Here is an 18,268-nt window from a genome sequence, read left to right as displayed (position 1 = left end):
TACTCATCTTGATGATGAAACGAATCAATAATGTGGAGGGGGCGTTTCATCAGCCTGGCTTGCCATATTACTCGGCTCGACCGCTTGTACCCTATTGAGAAGGAGTTTTAACTGTTCCTGCTGATATGCAAGTAAGTTGTTTAGTTTAATGACTTGCAGGTTGAGCTCTTCGATGGTGCCGTCTTGAAAGGCGATCTTCATCTCTAACTCTTCGACTCGATTTTCTAAATTATCCAAATTGACCTCTGATGGATAGGGCTTCACTTTCTCAACGACTCCAGTTAGGAGTAGTCAGAGATGCTTGGTTTAGCAGAGTATACAACGCCAAGTCATCTTTATGGAAATTTGCTCTGTAAAAGAGTGGTGCGATAATGGGTAACTATTGTTCAGAAAGCTGAATGAAACCTGATAAAAGCGCTATCTCATAGGCTTATGAATGAACTCGCTCTGATTTCTGCTGTCTTTATGGTGACGATTAAGATAATCATTGCTAAGTTAATGGCAATAAATCCCAATATTTGCACCGTGAGTGCAGGTAACTGATCCTGCTTTACGTTGAAAAGTAGGGGTGAAAATAGCCGAGTCGCTTTAAACCAATCAGATTGGAATAACCTATTTAACTAGTATAGAGTGGTTCGCCTAAATATAAATAAAGGTTAGTTTAACCACGTGAAAATGCTGAGGAAGCTTTAATGAAATCAATTTATAAATATTCACTAGTGGCTCTGGCTGTAGTTGGTCTAACAGCATGTAATCAAGAGCAAGCCGTTGCTGTAGATGCGCCAGTAGAATTAAAAACTGAAGCACAAAAAGAAGCTTATAGCGTTGGTGCATCAATCGGTACTTACATGGCAGGTCATATTAAAGAGCAAGAAGAGCTTGGTCTTAAAGTCGATAGAAGCTTGATTGTTACTGGTTTTAGCGAAGGTCTAAACAGTGACCTGAAGCTGACTCAAGAAGAGATGCAAACCATTTTACAAAAGCTTGATGAGAAGCTAAACGAGAAGCGTCAGGCACAGGCTGCAGCTTTAGCTGAAAAGAGTTTAGCTGAAAGCAAGGCTTTCTTAGATGCTAACAAGGCAAAAGAAGGCGTTGTAACTACAGATTCAGGCCTACAGTATGAAGTGATCACCGAAGGTACAGGTGATAAGCCGACAGCTGAAGATACAGTGAAAGTTCACTATGTGGGTACATTAACTGACGGTACTGAGTTTGATAGCTCTGTTGCACGTGGCGAGCCTGCAACCTTCCCACTAAACCGTGTTATTCCTGGTTGGACTGAAGGCGTTCAGTTGATGCCAGTGGGTTCTAAGTACAAGTTTGTTATTCCTGCAGACCTAGCTTATGGCGACCGTGACACAGGTAGCATCCCTGCGAACTCTACCCTAGTATTTGAAGTTGAGCTGCTTGATATTCAAAAAGCTGACGCACCTACTGCAGATGCTGCTCACGAGCACTAATTTGCTGGTAAATGATTAAACTGAAAAAGGACGCTATATGCGTCCTTTTTTATCGGCTTGATTTGACTATTAAAAAGCGTAAGTCACGGCAAATCCGCCATAATCGAACTCTGCATCATTGTAGTAGTCATTGGTGTCGGTCGTTTGATTGATCTGCCCGGCAAACAGAGAGGTAGCCCAACGATCATTCAACTGATAGTTAATACTTAGCCACAGGCTTTCTTGATCGAAATCGGATAAACCTGAGATGCGATAGCCTATGGTGGTCGAGAGACTCTCGGTAAAGTGATAACCCGCCTCTATACTCGCTGCGGGTGTAATAAATAGATCGTCATGTTCACTTAAATTCTCACCATTGATGTTATCTAGGCGAATCGATTGGCCAATAATACTGACTCCGGCGCCGACATCGAGCACCCAGTCGCTATCTGTGAGTAGCTTGTAGACGTAATCTGTACTCAGCATCCAATTTCGATAGGCTGAAACGACTTCTGAACCTGCATGGTAACTCTTTCCACCAAAATTGGTATCTTGTTTCAATATCGTGGTGTCTCTCGCTTCCATCGGGACAAAACCAAATGAAAGATATTGGGATTCATCGAGTCCCCAACGCAGTTGGGCGGCGGCATAGGTGTTCGGCTCTGATTCGCGACTGAAGTCATAAAGATCGAAGCTGTCTTGGCCCACTTCGTTGATCTGGTTCTTCTCGGTATCGAAGCCACCCACTAACAGCGAATAGCTGTGCAGCAAGGTCTGTTTTTTTTCACCCCAAATTTCGGCATTTTGGTTTGATTTATTGCCTTTAGGGCCTTTGAGACCTGGGGTGTAGCTCATTGCCAACCCAATATGGTCTTCACCAAAGCTGGGTACCACAACCAGAGCTGAATTATTGTAAGGGTCAGTAAAATATAAGCTACTTAATACCGCAATCGATCCGCCTGCCAGAACATCATCCACATAATGGCGGTTAGCCCAGACTCGGCTTGCGCCAACGAAAGTGGCTGCAGCGTAGGCTGGTATGCCCCAAGCATTACCATATCGATGATGGATGTAGGCTGCACCTGAGAATGCGGCGGAGGTATGGCCCGATGGGAAGGAGTTACTCTCGCTACCATCAGGGCGAAGCCGTTCATAACCAAACTTCATGGTATGGGTGATGGCGGCCGTTGCCGCAACGCCTTTGGTTAATTGCCATGCGCCTTCTGTATCGCCTATCCAGAGGCTGCCGATGAGCGCTCCGGCGGGCAGAGCAATCTGTACCACATCACCTATCTCTGAAATGGTGCCTGACTGTCCGTCAAAGATTTCACTCTGAGCATATAAAGATGGGCTAAGTGTGGATAAGGCTAGCGCAGTGGTAATGCTTAAACAGACTACTGGTTTTGTTGTGGGCATTGCGATCGTCCTTGAAATAATTTTCATTGATTGTATCAATTTTGGTTTTTACTGTGTCAAATTGGTTGCGTTTCTGTGAGCTTGGTTTGGCGAGATATTTTAACTTTAATGAATGGGCGCGCAGGGGGGGATTGAGTTAAAATAGTTTATGAGAGTGATGTTTATTTTGAGCTAAATTATGGAATACGAATTTTTACGCAACACCATAACCGATACAGTATTTGCCCGTTTCAGTATGGATCATGAGGCGTTAGGCTTTTGGTTATCGGAGGAACTTGCCGATAATAGCGATCTATATGTTGAGATCTGTCAGCAAATTGAGCGTTTACAAACTGGTCTTGGCAATGAGTGGCGTTTGGTGGGGAAGGCGTTATCCCTTGAACTGGACAGCGAACAGGCGAGAGTTTTTGCCAATGATATTGAAGATAATGATGATCAAGAACTGGATGAGTCGATGTCATTTTATGACGGTGAGTCAGAAGCCTTCTGTGGTTTAGAGGATTTTTATGAGGTACTTGTGAGCTGGCGACGTTTCTTAGACGAAAATTGATTGCCGATCCTCAGATTTTTTTATCATCATAAATTGACTGAAAAGGCAGCGGTTAGCTGCCTTTTTGATCTCAATGGTCTGTCTTATTAAGCTATCTCAGTCGAATTTAATTACTGATTTAGATAACGTACCGCCATCTCTGTGCGTGACTTAGCGTTGGCTTTACGCAGTAAGTTTTTCACGTGTACCTTCACAGTGCCTTCGCTAATGTGCAGCTGCTCCGCGACAATACGGTTGCTCTGGCCTTCGGCAAGGTGTTGCAAGATCTCTAACTCTCTAGGAGTTAGGTTGTCGATCCACTCTTGCTCATTCACTGAGCTGTTGAGTTCCGACAAATACTCTTGCACGTTATCACTGATCACTCTATGGCCGAGCATGGCGCTCTTGAGCATATCGAGCAGTATGTCTGGCTCAGTGTCTTTTAGCAGGTAACCATCGGCACCCGCTCTCACTAAGCGGATCACGTCTTGTTTGGCATCGGATACCGTTAAAATAACGATACGTGAGGTGACGCCCTCTTGCCTTAGTGCATTGAGTGTATCTAGGCCTGTCATTCCTTTCATGTTGAGATCGAGCAATATGATATCAGGCTCGTCATCGCTTACCGCTGACAACGCATCTAAACCACTACCCGCCTCACCAAATAGGGTGAAATCAGAGTCAGAGGTGATAAGCTGACAGATCCCACGCCGTAGCAGTGGATGATCATCAATTACTAGAACCGAATAGGGCTTTCCCATTTTAAGGCCTCCTGCTGAGGTATATACGTCAAAGTAATAAGGTGAAAATCCATTAATCACCCATAAAATCAACAGCGTAGAAAGTGTTCTTTATTCACTTCCTTCCTGTTGAGGTGGGAAGGTAAGGGTCACTGTTGCCCCTCCTTTTTTATTCTGGCTAAATTCTACCACACCAGAGAGACGACTGGCGCGCTCATGCATAATTCCAAGGCCAAAATGTTGATCTCTTTCTTTTAGCTCCTCGATGCCGACACCATCATCACTGATACTGATAACCACTTTCTCACTCGATACCTTCTGGCAGCTAATATGGATATGCTTAGCGTTGGCGTGTTTAATCGCATTTAAGGTGGCTTCACGGGTTAACTGTAAAATATGAATATGTTGGTTTGCGCCTAATAGTTGTGTCGGTAGTTTATAGTCTAGGGTGATATCAGCATCAGATTGGCCACGAAGTTGTTCTACCATGGCTTCAATAGCATGGCCTAGGTTTGGATCTTTTATGGTGAGCCTGAAGGTCGATAGCAGTTCCCTCAGCTGCACATAAGCGGTATTCACCCCTTCGTTTATCTCTTGTAACTGTAGTGCCGCGGTTTCGCTCTTACAGGTCTTATCAAGTTCTTTAGATAGTAAGTTAACCTGAATTTTTAAGAATGAGAGTAGCTGGCCAAGAGAGTCATGCAGCTCTCTGGCAATGACGCCACGCTCTTCCATTAAGGCGAGCTGCTGTCGTTGTTCGCCAGCATTGTAGATCACCATAGATCTAGCCAGCATGATAGCAAAGTTGTTAAATAGCTGAAAAGAGAATGGTTTAGAGGAGAGTACCTCTAAGTAGCCTAGATTATTATCTTCAAACTGTAGCGGGAACTGTTGGGTATTATCGCTATGGTGCGGCCATTCATGGTTGTTATCTGTGGTAATGATATCGGTGACTTCACCATCTTGTACCATGACTAAGCGTAAACGCGCCTCGCTCTCATGAGCCTGCAGCTGATTGAGCGCTTGGATTAGGCTGTTGGCGTCGAGCTTACTGGAGTGCAGCATGACTAGGCTATCATAAAGTAGGGTAAGCTCATTGTTCGCACGGGTTAGTGCAACGGTCTTTTCTTGGACCTGTTCTTCTAAACCTTGATATACACTACCTAGTTTTTTCACCGTCGAGTCCAGAGCAGTGCTTAAAGCACTTAATTCTAGGTACTCTGTTTTAGGCATTTCTACATTAAAGTTACCTTGTGAAATTGTATCGGCGGCTTGCATTAATTGTTGCAAAGGTTTAACAACTTTGCGCTTTGCGAGTCTTACGGTAAAGAACGCAATTAATAACATTAGTGCTAAACCTGTTATCTGGCTTACGGCTAGAAAGCGTAATTTTAAGGCTGCATATTGCTCGGTTTCGAGTACAAAAAGATCGATCGTATCGACAAAATCTTTTAACGCTGCTGCATATAACCGAGAATTCTCAGACTCAATGTAGTAGCGCATGACTTGCCATTTATCGATAACAGCTAAGTACTTATCTTTTAAGTCCTGTGGTGTAAACCAACTGAGTGATTGCTTAAGTGCTTGAGAGTCAAGGGTGTTTTCAAACTCCTTTATCTTGTCTTTAGCTTCTTCGCTACCTGAGTTTGCGTAAAACATCAGTCGGTAACTTTGCATGCGCAGAGAGCCTGAGGCGTTAATTGCTCTGGCATCTCCAAGGCTATAAGACAAGTTGACGATGGCAAAAATGGCTAAGCCACTCGACAATAAAATGAGTGTGAGCATAAAGCCCCAAATAGCCGAAGTGAGTCTGCCTTTTTTCATTTAAAAAATCTCATTGCTGGAGTTTATACGCGATTAATTTATCGCGGTTTAACATTAGTGGATACTTGATTACATTAACAAATACGCAAAAGTGTGAGCAACAACACATTCACAAGTTGATCTACCGCAAGGTTTATATCGGATACCTCATTGGGGGTATGTCTTTGTTGCGTAGAAGTGATTAAATTCGGTCTAGAAATAGGTGGGACTATACAAAAATATAAAAGTAACATGGAGATGAGATGGTGAAAACATTAACTAAAAAGTCTTTTGCACTGAGTGCAATCGTCGCTGCAAGTTTAATGGCTGGTAGCGCAATCGCAAGCGATAAAACTGAGCCGCGTAACGAAGTTTACAAAGATAAGTTCTCAAAGCAGTATAACAGCTGGCATGAAACTTCAGAAAGCGTTGAAATCACAGATGCACTTGAGCAAGATCCAAATCTAGTCATTCTTTGGGCTGGTTACGGCTTTGCTAAGGATTATAACAAGGCTCGTGGTCATATGTATGCGGTTACCGACGTTCGTAACACACTGCGTACAGGTGCACCTAAGTCTGATACTGACGGTCCAATGCCAATGGCATGTTGGTCTTGTAAGAGCCCAGACGTACCTCGCATGATTGAAGAGCAAGGTGAAGACGGTTACTTCAAAGGTAAGTGGGCAAAAGGTGGTGATGAGATTGTAAACACTATCGGTTGTTCAGATTGTCACGAAAAAGGTAAGTCTAAGCTACGTATTTCTCGTCCATTCGCTGAGCGCGCAATGGAAAGCATCGGCACACCATTCGATGAAGCTTCTCGTAAAGATAAGCAGTCAATGGTTTGTGGTCAGTGTCACGTAGAATACTATTTCGAGAAGACAGCTGATAAGAAAGGCTTTGTTAAGTTCCCATGGGACAAGGGCACAACTGTTGAAGATATGGAAGCATACTATGATGGTATCGACTTCGCAGATTGGACTCACGCCGTTTCTAAGACGCCAATGCTAAAAGCACAGCACCCAGGTTATGAAACTTGGCAGCTAGGTATGCACGGTAAGAACAACGTAAGCTGTACTGACTGTCACATGCCTAAGGTTAAGAATGCTGAAGGCCGTAAGTTTACCGATCACAAAGTGGGTAACCCATTCGATCGTTTCGAAGAAACTTGTGGTACTTGTCACGAGCAAAGCAAAGAGTTCATGGTTAACCTAGACAACGAGCGTAAAGCTAAGGTTAAGCAGATCCAACTTCAAGCTGAAAACCAGCTAGTTAAGGCTCACTTCGAAGCTGGTGCAGCTTGGGAAGCTGGTGCAACTGAAGCTGAAATGGCGCCTATCCTAAAAGATATCCGTCACGCTCAATGGCGTTGGGATTATGCAATCGCTTCTCACGGTGTTGCATCTCACGCTCCAGATGAAGCGCTACGTGTACTAGGTACTGCAGTAAACAAAGCAGCTGATGCTCGCGTTAAGCTAGCTCAACTACTAGCGAAGAAAGGCGTACAACAGCCTATCGCTCTTCCAGACATCTCTACTAAAGCTAAAGCGCAAGCGGCTCTAGGTATGGACATGAAGAAGATGAACGCTGATAAAGCTGAGTTCAAGAAGACTGTTCTACCTAAGTGGGATGCTGAAGCTGAAAAGCGTGAAGCAACTTACAAGTAAGATATACACTGCATAGTGTTTAATATTAAAAGCCCTCATTAGAGGGCTTTTTTATTTTCAGCCCTAAACCACCGACTTCAGTAGAGGCCGTTAGCATCAATTAGGCCTTGCCTGAAATATAACGAATGCAAGTTTAGGAATATATTTACGGCGTCTTGCTAAAGCAGGATAGGAAAGCTCCCTTCTAGGGAGTACGCTTCATAATAAAAAGTAAAGCCACCTTCTTCAGATGGCGGACTCTTTACTATCTAAATTAAAACTGTTTTGACTTTAACGCTTATTTGATGAGTTTTAGTAAAGCTTTAAAGCGCTCTCCCATCGCTTGCTGCTGTAACTCAAACAGCAGAGATTCAACGTTGGTTTGCTGTGCGCCACTCGCCTGCATCATTTGGATGCCACAGAGCTTGTTTGCCTCCTCTCTGGAGGAGGTAGCATCCACCACTAGATGGGTTTTATAGCCATTTTCCAATAGTTCTATACAGGTTTGATAGACACAAATATGAGTCTCTATTCCGACTAGGATGATCTGCTTTTGAGGCAGGGCATTGAGCTTGGAGCGAAAGTCGCTCGCCTGCCAAGCGCTAAAGTGCTGTTTACTGATGGGGTGACAACTGCTTACAAGTGCTTGGGCTAAGTTATCACTGGTAGGGCCTAGTTTCTCTGGGAGCTGCTCAAGCCACAGAATAGGTATATCGAACAACTGCACTCCCTTAATAAGTACCTCTAGCTTTTGATGGAGTCGCTCACTTTGCTGCACGACTCGTGCTAGCTGCCCCTGAACATCGACCACAACCAATACACACTCTTCGGGTTTTAGCATCTTAGCCTTCTTGCATTTTTTTAAAGTGGAGAGCAGCCAGTAAAGCGGATTGCTTTACTGGCGCCAATTGGAAATTGGTCTAAGGCGTTACCCTCGGTGCTTTATCTTTGTGCAGCAAGTGAATAATTGCACTCTGTTGGTGCATTTATATTCTGGTTTTTTGCGGGTGATTTGTCTATCTGCTTGAATTTAAACAACTAGTATGTTTGGCCTAATGCTTGAATTGTGTTTAAGCAAATCGAAAAGGAATTGGAGAGTGTGATGAAACTGGTTAGTGCGATCATTAAGCCATTTAAATTAGACGATGTGCGAGAGGCGGTTGCTGGCGTTGGCATTGAAGGTATGACGGTGACAGAGGTGAAGGGCTTCGGTCGTCAGAAAGGTCACACAGAGCTTTACCGAGGCGCCGAATATCAAGTGGATTTTTTGCCTAAGGTGAAGCTCGAGATCGCGATTAAGGCGGAGAGGCTGGAGTTGTTGCTAGAAGCCATTAGCGGGGCTGCACGCACAGGCAAGATTGGTGATGGCAAGATTTTCGTGATGGATCTTGAGCAGACAATCCGTATTCGAACTGGTGAACTGGACGGCGAAGCACTTTAAGGGGATAAGCTAATGGAAGATTTAACTCAATTGGGATTAACGGTAACAGAGTTGCGCTTTGCTCTAGATACATTCTACTTTCTAATTTCAGGCGCTTTGGTTATGTGGATGGCAGCGGGCTTTGCCATGTTAGAAGCGGGCTTAGTACGCTCGAAGAATACCACTGAAATTTTGACTAAAAACGTCTGTTTGTATTCGATAGCTTGCGTCATGTATCTGATTGTTGGTTACAACATCATGTATGTAGATAACAGCGAGGGAGGATGGTTACCATCGTTTGGCTCGCTTATCGGCTCGCAATCTGAGGGGGCTGACCATGCACTGGAGTCTGATTTCTTTTTCCAAGTGGTGTTTGTCGCCACGGCTATGTCTATTGTATCGGGAGCTGTTGCAGAGCGTATGAAGCTATGGGCTTTCTTAACTTTTTCGGTATTTATGACGGCAGTTATCTACCCTATTGAAGGTTACTGGACCTGGGGCGGCGGCTTCTTATCGCAAGCTGGGTTCGTCGATTTTGCCGGTAGTGGGATTGTGCATATGGCTGGCGCAGCAGCGGCGATTTCTGGCGTGTTATTGCTCGGAGCGCGTAAGGGGAAGTATGGTGCTAATGGCCAAGTGAATCCTATCCCGGGCTCTAACTTGCCCATGGCGACACTGGGGATGTTTATCTTGTGGATGGGCTGGTTTGGTTTTAATGGCGGCTCACAGTTGTTGCTGTCGGATGCCGAGAATGCCAGCGCGGTGGCTAAGATCTTCGTTAACACCAATTCGGCAGCTGCTTTTGGTGCTATCTCGGCGTTAATTGTGTGCCGACTCATCTGGGGGAAAGCAGATTTAACCATGATCTTAAATGGCGCATTAGCAGGACTGGTTGCGATAACGGCTGATCCTCTGTCCCCATCACTTGTAATGGCCGGGGTAATTGGTTTGGTTGCGGGTGGCTTAGTGGTATTTTCGATTGTCGGTTTCGATAGGGTTAAAATTGACGATCCAGTGGGCGCTATCTCGGTACATGGTGTGGCGGGTTTGCTCGGTTTAGTTTTGGTTCCCTTATCAAACGCAGAGGCTTCACTTTTAACTCAGCTATATGGCGCCGCAGTGATTTTTGCTTGGGTGTTCTTGGCTTCGAGCGCAGTATGGATGGCGCTTAAGCTGACCATGGGGATCCGTGTCTCACAGGAGGAGGAATATAATGGTATGGATGCATCTGATTGTGGTATCGATGCCTATCCCGAGTTTGTTTCGGTTAAGAGTGCCAACTAGGGGGAAAACTGAATCACTATTGCTAGTGGCTCAAGCTCGATATAGCTGATTTTAAGAAGCAGGGATGGCCCCCTGCTTTTTTGTGGCCGCGAGTAAGCTGCATTTAACAGTTTTATAGCGCTCCATTATGGGCTAGAGTAAGTTAACTAAAATTTAGTTATTGGCCTGCTATGAAAAAGCTCAATTTTCTTCTTGGTATGCTGCTTGCCACTCTCAGCGTTAATGCGAGTGCAGGGCAAGTTGTGGTACGAAAATCCAGCGAGCCCTTCGATGCGTTTGCGGTGAGGGATGAAGTGCAGAGGCAGCATGAATGGCGTGAAGCGTTGCGCTTTCAGCAGCAACTTCAGATCTTACAGGCCTTGCCTTTAGGCTGCATACCACTTGCTAGCCCTTATCATCACTTCTCCTGCCAAGGCTTATTTTATCGGCCATACCCTTACCAGAATAGAGAGCTATTTATTCAAATCGATCCCCCAGTCACTGAGGTTCCCTAGCAGGACCGAATATTGGCAAGAAGGAGCAAGTTAACAGCATGGCAAGGGGCACTCGAGTTCATTGTCTGTGCATAAAAGACAGGATATTTACGTTTTGTAACGCATTTACGCTCAGGCGTTATATTCATAGCATATGCTTAATGCAGAGGTTCTTTGCCTAGAGTGTGTGATGAAACGGCCAATTGTTATATTAATTGCTCTATTAATTCTATGTATATTGCTCATCAGCGGCTGTGCGACGCAACCTGCTGTAACCTCTGATGACTTAACGGTTTATTTTCATGACGAGCATTTCAGCCCCCCTCAAGATCTGCCTGAAGCCGATAAGCTATTCGAGCTGCCAGATATTGCAGTTAACTCACTGCGTAGGGAAGTGATGCGCTCCAAGAATTATCAGCAGCAATCGAGTGTGATGATGCATCAGTGGTTAGCTAATTACATCAATGCAAGTGATGGTGGTTTTCGCTACGCCGATAATCTCACCCGTAGTGCCAGTGATACTTTCGAAGATAGAGAGGGAAACTGTTTGTCTCTGGTGGTATTAACGACGGCTTTAGCAGAGGAGCTTGGGGTTAAGGTTGAGTTTCAAGAGATTGATATTCCCCCTGTATGGGATAGGCAAGGGGGCTTTTATCTCGTTAATGGACATATCAACCTTAAATTGCTGCCTCAGGAGAAAGGCAATATCTTCAATATTTCGACTCCGTCGATACAGATAGATTTTCTACCCGAGCGCGCCATGCAAGGTTATCAAAAGCGTCGAGTTAGCCGCTCAACCGTGGTGTCGATGTTCTATAACAACATCGCCGCCGAAGCCTTGGTTGAGGGAGACTATGATCGCGCCTATGGCTTGTTAAAGCTTGCCCTAGAGCAGCATGAGCGGTTTCTGCCCGCACTGAATACATTGGCGGTCCTGTATCGTTATAAAGGGTTAGACTCCCAGGCTGAGGCTTTATATAAATATGTCTTGAATGTAGAGCCTGAAGATATGAATACCCTCAATAACTACGCCATCATGTTATCGGCGCAAGATAGGCTGGAGGAATGGGCTGATGTGCATAAGGTGATGGAGTTAGCGCGGATTAGAAACCCATATTACTACTATGGCATGGCGCAGCAGGCGTATTTCGACAGAGAGTATCAAGATGCACTAATCTGGTATAAAAGGGCGATCGCCAAGGCTGATTATCGACACGAATTTTACTTTGGTCTGTCACGAACCTACTGGGTAACAGGAGATGAAAGACGTGCGAAGCAGAACCTTAAAAAGGCGCTCCGACTCACGACCGATGAACACAATAAACGGCGCTATCAATCAAAGTTACATGCTATGAAAAGTCATTAGTGTACTTGCTACTATCATGATGTCGATATTGGACTTTCTGTTACACGGCTACTTTTACCTTAAAAGTTCATTCTGCCGATAAAAACGTTAAGTTTTACTCAGCTTTGACTGCAGTTTTTCGAATGTAATCATGTCATTGTGTATGGATTAATTTCTTTTTAAACAATAAATTAAAAATAATTATATTAAATAATAATAACTTGATTGCAATCTAGCGTTAGACTGGATAAATTGAATGCAGTATCGCAATTGAGAGATCTGTATTCATAGGCTAGACGGAGCTAAGTATTACCATGTATTACCAAAATGATGATGTTCGAATTAATAAAATTAAAGAGTTGTTACCTCCAATTGCAATTTTGGAACGATTTCCTGCAACTGAGAACGCATCGGCTACCGTGTTTAATGCCCGTGAAAGTATCCATAATATTTTAGCAAAGAAAGATGATCGCTTATTGGTGGTTATCGGTCCCTGCTCGATCCATGATCCGGTAGCGGCACTTGAATACGGTAAGCGTTTAGTCGAGCTACGTGAGCGTTATAAAGATCAGCTTGAAATCGTTATGCGAGTCTACTTTGAGAAGCCTCGTACCACGGTAGGCTGGAAAGGCTTGATCAACGATCCCTACATGGACAACAGTTTTAAGCTAAACGATGGTTTACGTACTGCGAGAAAGTTGTTGTTAGATCTTAACGATATCGGCATGCCAACTGCGGGGGAGTTCTTAGATATGATCACGCCTCAGTATGTGGCTGACTTGATGTGCTGGGGCGCGATTGGTGCGCGTACGACTGAGTCTCAAGTGCATCGAGAGTTGGCCTCGGGACTATCTAGCCCTGTAGGCTTTAAGAATGGCACCGATGGCACCATCAAGGTCGCTATCGATGCGATTGGCGCCGCAAGTGCACCGCATCACTTCTTATCTGTGACTAAGTTTGGTCATTCGGCGATTGTCGAGACTAAGGGGAATACCGACTGCCATATCATTTTACGTGGCGGTAAAGAGCCTAACTACAGTGCCCAGCACGTAGCTGATATTAAGCAACAGCTTGAGAAGGCAGGGCTTGCGCAAAATATCATGATCGATTTTAGTCATGCTAACAGCAGTAAGCAGTTCCAGCGCCAGATGTTGGTCGGTGAAGATGTGGCGACTCAGATGGCAAATGGTGAGCAGGCAATCTTTGGAGTTATGGTAGAAAGTAACTTGATTGAAGGACGCCAAGATCATGTTGAAGGCCAGAGCCTGTGTTATGGGCAGAGCGTAACGGATGCCTGTATCGGCTGGCAAGACTCTGAAAAGCTCTTGGGCTTGTTAAGCGAAAGTGTTGTTCAGCGCAGAAATCGCTAACCTAAACCATAAATACAAAAAAGGAGGCTAAAGCCTCCTTTTTCGATCAAGTCGTTCATGGATTCGAATTACTTGTTTTTATCTTGCTCAATTAAGTATTCATTGGCTTTCGCTAAGCTGCCAAAAGAAGCAATTAGATTGCTCTGTCCCTTTTCTTGAATTTCAGGGTTGCCTGATTGGGTCATCATCCATATCCATGTTTGGATGAGAGGTAAAGGGGGATATTCTGGCTTGGATGAATCCAGCATGTTTGCATCCTTTTTTAGTTAACTTGAAAAGAGCTAAATTAAGCCCTTTCTGCCTGTTTACTTTTAATATTTTGCCGCAGAGTATCAAATTCTTTTCTTTGAGTTAACAGAATTTGCGCTACTTAATACAAAATTACCGAAAAATGTGCAAACTACTCCTAGTGGAGAGGCAAAAGCACACTCTATCGGACTAAAGTCGTACGATAACATAGCTTGCGCCCTGTGGTCGTTAACTTTTTATATACATCATCGTGATGTTTTGAGTATGGATTTAAGCTAACTTACTGTCATTTATTTAAAAATGACCTGAGTTTGAATTTTAAATTTTTTTTGGAATGACAAATGCGCCCCTCTCTCTATTTCGATGGACCGATAGGTAAATTAAATTGGCATGTACTACGCATGTTATGGCCCTATTTAATTGAATTTAAATCTAGGGTCGCTTTGGCAATGCTATGTTTAGTCATCGCGAAGTTGGCCAGTGTTGGCTTACCGTTTGTGCTTAAGGCACTAGTGGATGGGCTCTCGGACTCTTCTGCCAAGGAGCTGATCTCGGTTCCTATCTCTTTAGTCATCGCTTATGGCTGTATTCGTCTACTCAATACTATTATTTCCGAAGTGAGGGACACGCTATTTGGGCGCGTGACTGAGCGTGCCATACGTCGATTGGGCATGGCGGTTTTTGATCACCTCCATCGTTTGGATATGGCGTTTCATTTAGAACGCAGAACTGGCGGCTTGTCGCGAGACATAGAGCGTGGCACCAGTGGCATGAGTTTCTTGATGCGCTTCATGGTGTTTAATATTGTGCCGACGATTCTTGAGATAGTACTGGTCGTCGGGATCTTATTTTATAACTACGGCTACGCTTTTGCTGGTGTGACGCTACTCTCTGTGATCGCTTACGGCGTATATTCCATTATTGCTACCGAGTGGCGCACAGGTTATGTGCGAGATGCCGCTAAAGCCGATTCAGTATCCAGCACTCGGGCAATTGATAGTCTACTTAACTATGAAACCGTTAAGTATTTTAATAATGAGCAGTATGAAGCCAAGCAATATGATGAGGCATTAGCGCAGTGGGAAGTGGCTAAACGCAAAAACAGGCTCTCTCTGTTTGCACTCAATGCGGGTCAAGCTTGTATCATCTCGGTGGCGATGACCTTGATGTTAGGCATGGCAGCTTATGATGTCGTTCAAGGCAAGATGACCATAGGCGACTTCGTGCTGATCAATGCCTTTATGATGCAACTTTTTATTCCTCTTAATTTTTTGGGGTTTGTTTATCGGGAGATCCGTGGCGCGTTTGCCAATATCGAACGAATGTTCGATCTATTAGATAAGGTTCCTTCTATTCAAGACTCGGCCGATGCCTGTAACCAAGTTTTAAGTCAAGGTCGAGTCTCATTCGAGCACGTAGGCTTTAGTTATGACTCACGGACAATCTTAGCTGATGTCAGCTTTTCCATAGAAGCGGGTCAGAAAGTGGCCATTGTTGGCGACAGTGGGGCGGGTAAGTCGACCTTGGTGAAGCTGTTATTTCGTTTTTATGACGTCATCGATGGGAGAATCTGCATCGATGGTCATGATATTCGCACGTTAACTCAGAGTGCTTTGCGCCAAGCCATAGCCATCGTGCCCCAAGATACCGTGCTATTTAATGATACCTTAATTGAGAATATCCGTTATGGCCGCCCCGATGCAACGGCCGAAGAGATAGATGCAGCAATTAAGATGGCCCATCTGAGCCAGTTTATCGACAGTTTACCCGAAGGTGGTGAAACCAAGGTTGGTGAGCGTGGCTTAAAGCTATCTGGTGGGGAGAAGCAGCGAGTCGCGATTGCGAGAGCGATTCTGAAGAAGTCACCCATCTTAGTCTTCGATGAGGCCACCTCATCTTTAGACAGCCATTCCGAACAGGCTATTTTAACAGCTTTAAAGGAAGTGGCAAAAGGCCATACAAGCCTTGTCATAGCCCATCGACTCTCCACTGTTGTCGATGCCGACCGTATCATTGTCTTGAGCAAGGGCAGAGTGGTTGAAACCGGTAGCCATAGTGAGCTGCTTGCCGCGAAAAGTTTCTATGCTAATTTATGGCGAGTGCAGCAGGAGTAGGCTCAACTTTCAGATATGCTAATAGACTAATATTGATTAATAAACTGTCTAGGATTCAGCGTAGGTTCAGTTTCGTGTGCCTATAATTGGCATCAACTTAACGGAACGCTAATGCAGAGAAGGTCACAATGAAAAATATACCTATACTGGTGCATATTGAAGGACAGGACAGCAAAGTTAATACTGATTGGCTTGCGATTATGGCCACCCTAAAAAAGCGCGGCTTAGAGAGAGATGAACTTGAAGTGGTATATTTTGAGTTATGTGCCGGTATGCGAGTGACGACGCGAGGGTTGGGTTTAGCAAAAGTGACGCCAGTCGAACCGTTACAAGGCCTGTTATATGAGCCCAAATTTTCAGCTAGGGACTATGCGGGAATGCTAATTGCTTAACTGTTTATTCACTCAGCCTACAGGCTTACCCATTTTCCAGCCGTCACAGATTAGTTTAGTTTGAGGAGAAGGTTCTTTCGTTGGAGTCAGTCCGATGATTTTGCCTTCTCTGAAGCAAATAAATTCTCCCTCAATATTGTTCATTCGCTGGCAACTGCTGCAACTTGCTGATAAAGCCTTACTTTTTGAAGGGTTGTTGGAATCGTTCACTGTGTTTTCCTCACTGCCACCTTGATAGTCTTGTACCAAATAAATCTTGTGTAGAAGTTCGGTTATCCCCTTTCCCGAAATGGTATTTAATCATTTAAAGACTAATATACTAACCATTTATAGTAAACAGGCTTGATTATTTTTTCATTACAATTGCGTTTTAATTCGTCTGGATGTGTGGTGTTGTTTTAGATAATTAATTTCCAAAATGGGTTTGAATCAGGCTTACCGCCCCCTCTTTAGGAATGGATAGTAGATAGAGACTAGCGTATTGGCTCTCTTCAATGGCTGGAATTTTCGGGCCGCCGAGCGCCTTTATGATGAGGGGGACTGTGTTGGAGTGCCCAGCGATTAAGCTGTTCCCCGAGGTTTGATTAACTAAAGTCACGATGGAGGCGATATGAGCATCCAGTCCAAATTGGCTATCGGCGATGATTACTGGCAGTTTCCTCTGGTTGGCAATGGGATCTAAGGTCAATTGAGTTCGTTGGTAGTTAGAAGCAATCAGTTGCGACAGTTCCAGCTGTTGCAGCGCTTCTATCAATGCCTTTGCTCTTTGTTGCCCCGCCTCGCTTAGTACAGGGTTGCGAGTGCCATCATCCCGTTTTTCTGCATGCCTGACTAATACAACGATTTTTGCTGGAGAGTTACTGTTTGCATCGATCCCTAGCGTGTCATTTGGCTTAGCTATAGTGATGAAGCTGATAGTCAATAGCAGCATAACGACAATATTTGCTGTGATTAATTTAATTTTCGTCCTCATGAGTTCACTCCTTTAATGACATCTTCATCCTTGGCTAGACTAATCTTTATGAATATGAAATAAAAGCTTAGCTAGTTTTACCATTTACTAGGGGGTGCTGAGCGTTACCTTGCTCGGTCAGCCGTTTTATTGGAGGCGCTATGTGGATTGAAGGACTGGTCATAGAGAGGCGAGATTGGAACGATAAGCTGTTCTCGCTAAAGATTAAAGTTGATATTGGAGATTTTAAGGCTGGGCAGTTTATTAAGCTGAGCCAGGTTATTGATGATAAACGAATTGGCCGAGCCTACTCGTTAGTTAATCCTCCTGGTTGTGGCTATGTAGAGGTATTGGCTGTGGCCGTAGAAGAGGGGCTATTGTCACCCAACTTACAAGCACTTAAGGTCGGTGATGTTATCGATGTCGCCACTAAAGCCTCAGGCTTTATGACCCTAGATGAGCTACCGACGGATGAGGCAAAAGGAAAGCATTTGTGGTTTTTAGCCACAGGTACCGCTGTTGGACCTTTTATCTCGATGATGGACACTTGCGAACCTTGGGAAACATACGAGCGGTTAGTATTAGCCTATGGCGTGCGCAAGGTTGAAGACTTAGCTTACCTTGAGCAACTAAAAGGATATGAAGCAAGATATCCTGAACAGTTTAAACTGGTGCTGTCTGTGACTCGTGAGCAGTTAAATGGTGCTTTAACGAGTCGGATCCCCGATGCAATCAGCTCCGGAGAGTTAGAGAGCAAAGCTGGATTAAGGCTTAACCCTGAAGAGTCACAAGTGATGATCTGTGGTAATCCTGAGATGATCACCGCATCACAGCAGGTACTGAAAGAGAGGGGGTTAACAAAGAATCTACGCCGTGCGCCAGGACAGGTAACCGTTGAGAGATATTGGTGAGTGCACCTCTTCGGTCAATTAGAAATTTTATCTAGCTAAAGCCATATAAGTTAAGGGTTTGCTTATGTAGATCGAGTTGTCATTTTTGAGTTAAAAATATGACAAAAGCTTGCTGTTTGTATGAGTTTTGATTACCCTCTTTGCAATTGAGAATTATTATCAGTCGTTTTACGCTGATGATTTCG

General features: G+C 44.4%; 18 protein-coding genes. 11 read left to right on the top strand and 7 right to left on the bottom strand.

What is annotated here, in order from left to right:
• Positions 1-24 precede the first annotated feature (24 nt).
• Positions 25-237, bottom strand: coding sequence for a SlyX family protein (locus tag JMA39_RS04445; protein WP_202720620.1), 213 nt, complete (start codon positions 235-237; stop codon positions 25-27).
• A gap of 455 nt (positions 238-692) precedes the next feature.
• Here JMA39_RS04445 and fkpA point away from each other — a divergent pair, with 455 nt between their 5' ends.
• Positions 693-1,460, top strand: coding sequence for an FKBP-type peptidyl-prolyl cis-trans isomerase (gene fkpA, locus JMA39_RS04440; RefSeq protein WP_202720619.1), 768 nt, complete (start codon positions 693-695; stop codon positions 1,458-1,460).
• 69 nt (positions 1,461-1,529) lie between these two features.
• Here the strand turns inward: fkpA and JMA39_RS04435 are convergent, their stop codons facing one another.
• Entirely contained in the window at positions 1,530-2,855 is a 1,326-nt protein-coding gene (locus JMA39_RS04435; RefSeq protein ID WP_202720618.1) for a phosphatase PAP2 family protein, read from the bottom strand.
• A gap of 178 nt (positions 2,856-3,033) precedes the next feature.
• Between JMA39_RS04435 and JMA39_RS04430 the strand changes: the two genes are divergently transcribed.
• Positions 3,034-3,405 (top strand): YacL family protein, encoded by a 372-nt coding sequence (locus tag JMA39_RS04430; RefSeq protein WP_202720617.1) that lies wholly within the window; start codon positions 3,034-3,036, stop codon positions 3,403-3,405.
• Between the two features lie 110 nt (positions 3,406-3,515).
• On the opposite strand, the gene JMA39_RS04425 is transcribed toward JMA39_RS04430, so the two are convergent.
• Positions 3,516-4,145: a response regulator gene (locus JMA39_RS04425; protein ID WP_202720616.1), complete on the bottom strand. Its 630-nt coding sequence runs from the start codon at positions 4,143-4,145 to the stop codon at positions 3,516-3,518.
• A gap of 90 nt (positions 4,146-4,235) precedes the next feature.
• Positions 4,236-5,948, bottom strand: coding sequence for a nitrate/nitrite two-component system sensor histidine kinase NarQ (gene narQ, locus JMA39_RS04420; RefSeq protein ID WP_202720615.1), 1,713 nt, complete (start codon positions 5,946-5,948; stop codon positions 4,236-4,238).
• Positions 5,949-6,190: 242 nt separating this feature from the next.
• Between narQ and nrfA the strand changes: the two genes are divergently transcribed.
• Positions 6,191-7,594, top strand: a complete 1,404-nt coding sequence (gene nrfA / locus JMA39_RS04415; protein WP_202720614.1) for an ammonia-forming nitrite reductase cytochrome c552 subunit — start codon at positions 6,191-6,193, stop codon at positions 7,592-7,594.
• Between the two features lie 277 nt (positions 7,595-7,871).
• Here nrfA and JMA39_RS04410 read toward each other — a convergent pair whose 3' ends face one another.
• Positions 7,872-8,414, bottom strand: coding sequence for an isochorismatase family protein (locus JMA39_RS04410; RefSeq protein ID WP_202720613.1), 543 nt, complete (start codon positions 8,412-8,414; stop codon positions 7,872-7,874).
• Between the two features lie 261 nt (positions 8,415-8,675).
• Here JMA39_RS04410 and JMA39_RS04405 point away from each other — a divergent pair, with 261 nt between their 5' ends.
• From JMA39_RS04405 to aroG, 5 genes are all read left to right on the top strand, one after another.
• The gene (locus tag JMA39_RS04405) at positions 8,676-9,014 is read left to right on the top strand and encodes a P-II family nitrogen regulator (RefSeq protein WP_202720612.1); all 339 of its coding nucleotides are present in this window, start codon (positions 8,676-8,678) and stop codon (positions 9,012-9,014) included.
• A gap of 12 nt (positions 9,015-9,026) precedes the next feature.
• Positions 9,027-10,277, top strand: a complete 1,251-nt coding sequence (locus tag JMA39_RS04400) for an ammonium transporter (protein ID WP_202720611.1) — start codon at positions 9,027-9,029, stop codon at positions 10,275-10,277.
• Between the two features lie 170 nt (positions 10,278-10,447).
• Positions 10,448-10,771 (top strand): hypothetical protein, encoded by a 324-nt coding sequence (locus JMA39_RS04395; RefSeq protein ID WP_202720610.1) that lies wholly within the window; start codon positions 10,448-10,450, stop codon positions 10,769-10,771.
• A 169-nt stretch (positions 10,772-10,940) separates the two neighbouring features.
• Positions 10,941-12,116 (top strand): tetratricopeptide repeat protein, encoded by a 1,176-nt coding sequence (locus JMA39_RS04390; RefSeq protein WP_237732598.1) that lies wholly within the window; start codon positions 10,941-10,943, stop codon positions 12,114-12,116.
• A 293-nt stretch (positions 12,117-12,409) separates the two neighbouring features.
• Positions 12,410-13,465, top strand: coding sequence for a 3-deoxy-7-phosphoheptulonate synthase AroG (aroG, locus tag JMA39_RS04385; RefSeq protein WP_202720608.1), 1,056 nt, complete (start codon positions 12,410-12,412; stop codon positions 13,463-13,465).
• Between the two features lie 68 nt (positions 13,466-13,533).
• Here the strand turns inward: aroG and JMA39_RS04380 are convergent, their stop codons facing one another.
• A complete protein-coding gene (locus JMA39_RS04380; RefSeq protein ID WP_202720607.1) occupies positions 13,534-13,713 on the bottom strand; it encodes a hypothetical protein in 180 nt (59 codons plus the stop codon).
• A 342-nt stretch (positions 13,714-14,055) separates the two neighbouring features.
• Here JMA39_RS04380 and JMA39_RS04375 point away from each other — a divergent pair, with 342 nt between their 5' ends.
• Both JMA39_RS04375 and JMA39_RS04370 read left to right on the top strand, forming a co-directional pair.
• Positions 14,056-15,828 carry an ABCB family ABC transporter ATP-binding protein/permease gene (locus tag JMA39_RS04375; protein ID WP_202720606.1) on the top strand — a complete coding sequence of 591 codons (1,773 nt, stop codon included), beginning with the start codon at positions 14,056-14,058 and terminating at the stop codon, positions 15,826-15,828.
• Positions 15,829-15,956: 128 nt separating this feature from the next.
• On the top strand, positions 15,957-16,220 hold the full coding sequence (locus JMA39_RS04370; RefSeq protein WP_202720605.1) for a hypothetical protein: 264 nt from the start codon (positions 15,957-15,959) through the stop codon (positions 16,218-16,220).
• 406 nt (positions 16,221-16,626) lie between these two features.
• Here the strand turns inward: JMA39_RS04370 and JMA39_RS04365 are convergent, their stop codons facing one another.
• Complete coding sequence (locus JMA39_RS04365; RefSeq protein WP_202720604.1) at positions 16,627-17,193, bottom strand: histidine phosphatase family protein; 567 nt, start codon at positions 17,191-17,193, stop codon at positions 16,627-16,629.
• Positions 17,194-17,333: 140 nt separating this feature from the next.
• Here JMA39_RS04365 and JMA39_RS04360 point away from each other — a divergent pair, with 140 nt between their 5' ends.
• Positions 17,334-18,083, top strand: a complete 750-nt coding sequence (locus tag JMA39_RS04360; protein WP_202720603.1) for a ferredoxin--NADP reductase — start codon at positions 17,334-17,336, stop codon at positions 18,081-18,083.
• The last annotated feature ends 185 nt before the right edge of the window (positions 18,084-18,268 follow it).

Origin of the sequence: Shewanella schlegeliana (assembly GCF_016765635.1) — a bacterium.
Lineage (GTDB): Bacteria > Pseudomonadota > Gammaproteobacteria > Enterobacterales > Shewanellaceae > Shewanella > Shewanella schlegeliana.
The sequence above is the reverse complement of the archived record's forward strand: the minus strand, read 5'-3'. Positions and strand labels throughout refer to the sequence as shown.

Bases quoted from the DNA above. Each gene is read 5' to 3' on its own strand.
- fkpA (WP_202720619.1), top strand. From the start codon at position 693: ATGAAATCAATTTATAAATATTCACTAGTGGCTCTGGCTGTAGTTGGT.
- JMA39_RS04435 (WP_202720618.1), bottom strand. From the start codon at position 2,855: ATGCCCACAACAAAACCAGTAGTCTGTTTAAGCATTACCACTGCGCTA.
- JMA39_RS04430 (WP_202720617.1), top strand. From the start codon at position 3,034: ATGGAATACGAATTTTTACGCAACACCATAACCGATACAGTATTTGCC.
- JMA39_RS04425 (WP_202720616.1), bottom strand. From the start codon at position 4,145: ATGGGAAAGCCCTATTCGGTTCTAGTAATTGATGATCATCCACTGCTA.
- narQ (WP_202720615.1), bottom strand. From the start codon at position 5,948: ATGAAAAAAGGCAGACTCACTTCGGCTATTTGGGGCTTTATGCTCACA.
- nrfA (WP_202720614.1), top strand. From the start codon at position 6,191: ATGGTGAAAACATTAACTAAAAAGTCTTTTGCACTGAGTGCAATCGTC.
- JMA39_RS04410 (WP_202720613.1), bottom strand. From the start codon at position 8,414: ATGCTAAAACCCGAAGAGTGTGTATTGGTTGTGGTCGATGTTCAGGGG.
- JMA39_RS04405 (WP_202720612.1), top strand. From the start codon at position 8,676: ATGAAACTGGTTAGTGCGATCATTAAGCCATTTAAATTAGACGATGTG.
- JMA39_RS04400 (WP_202720611.1), top strand. From the start codon at position 9,027: ATGGAAGATTTAACTCAATTGGGATTAACGGTAACAGAGTTGCGCTTT.
- JMA39_RS04395 (WP_202720610.1), top strand. From the start codon at position 10,448: ATGAAAAAGCTCAATTTTCTTCTTGGTATGCTGCTTGCCACTCTCAGC.
- JMA39_RS04390 (WP_237732598.1), top strand. From the start codon at position 10,941: ATGAAACGGCCAATTGTTATATTAATTGCTCTATTAATTCTATGTATA.
- aroG (WP_202720608.1), top strand. From the start codon at position 12,410: ATGTATTACCAAAATGATGATGTTCGAATTAATAAAATTAAAGAGTTG.
- JMA39_RS04380 (WP_202720607.1), bottom strand. From the start codon at position 13,713: ATGCTGGATTCATCCAAGCCAGAATATCCCCCTTTACCTCTCATCCAA.
- JMA39_RS04375 (WP_202720606.1), top strand. From the start codon at position 14,056: ATGCGCCCCTCTCTCTATTTCGATGGACCGATAGGTAAATTAAATTGG.
- JMA39_RS04370 (WP_202720605.1), top strand. From the start codon at position 15,957: ATGAAAAATATACCTATACTGGTGCATATTGAAGGACAGGACAGCAAA.
- JMA39_RS04365 (WP_202720604.1), bottom strand. From the start codon at position 17,193: ATGAGGACGAAAATTAAATTAATCACAGCAAATATTGTCGTTATGCTG.
- JMA39_RS04360 (WP_202720603.1), top strand. From the start codon at position 17,334: ATGTGGATTGAAGGACTGGTCATAGAGAGGCGAGATTGGAACGATAAG.